The organism is Undibacterium sp. TC9W (assembly GCF_049339865.1).
Lineage (GTDB): Bacteria > Pseudomonadota > Gammaproteobacteria > Burkholderiales > Burkholderiaceae_D > Undibacterium.
On sequence record NZ_JBMPPJ010000060.1, the window covers coordinates 1 to 966 of the forward strand.

The window sequence follows — 966 nt, forward strand, 5'->3', positions numbered from 1 at the left end:
CTGCTGTAACTGCATCAGTAACTGTTACTGTATCGGTACCCAAACCAGCATTGATTGTTTTCCATGCCAGGTTAGCGTAAGTTGTAGTGAACGCGTCATTACCTGTGCCGCCAGTGAAAGTTTGGTTCACAGCAGTAGTAGCCAGTGTTACAGCATTTGTACCATTAGCCAGAACGAAGTTCTCAATCACTGCACTACCTGTGATAGTACCAGCAGTTGACAAAGTAACTGTTTCAGCATTAGTACCAGCTGCAGTACCAGCCGCTACGATTGTACCTGTAGCAGCAGCAAATTGTGCTGCTGACATAGTTACAGAACCACCTGTAGTGATTGTCAGATTTTCAAAACCAGTGACATTCGCGCCGCCGATATTGGAAGCTGTACCCAGAACCAATGTATCTGTACCTGCACCTGCACTGAAAGTACCAGTGTAAGAGAAGTTACCCAATGTCAATTGGTTAGCACCTGCGCCCAGGTTCACATTACCAGCTGCGAAGGAAGCACCAGCACCTGTTACGTCAACTGTATCTGCACCTGTGCCGCCATTGATGGTAGTGATACCAGTTGTTGTATTGAAGATACTGACAGAGTTAGTTGCATTTGCCAGGTTCACAGTCTTGATGTTAGTGATCGTACCGCCTGCTGCTGCGTTACCGAAAGCGATAGCAGTAGCTGCATCACCCAGAGTGATGACATCTGTATCACCAGCATTACCGTTGACAGTTGTACCATTCAGAGTTGCAGTCAAGCCTGTGAAGTTGTCGTTCACGCCTACAGTGCTATTGAATACTTGACCAGCTACCAGCGCTGTTGGAGTCAATGCTGTACCACCACCGTTGACTGGGTTAGTACCAACAACACCTGTTGTTACTGTTGCGCCGCCAGATACGAACACTGCATTGCTGACAGTCGTGTTGTTCACGCCACCACCAGTTGCATTGGAAGAAGACGTTGTGTCGATAACCA

The 966-nt window shown here is 47.6% G+C and carries 1 pseudogene; it reads right to left on the reverse strand.

The annotated features are described in order from the left end of the window. Window positions 1–966, reverse strand: a pseudogene (locus tag ACO0LN_RS30235) (hypothetical protein); the annotation flags it as partial.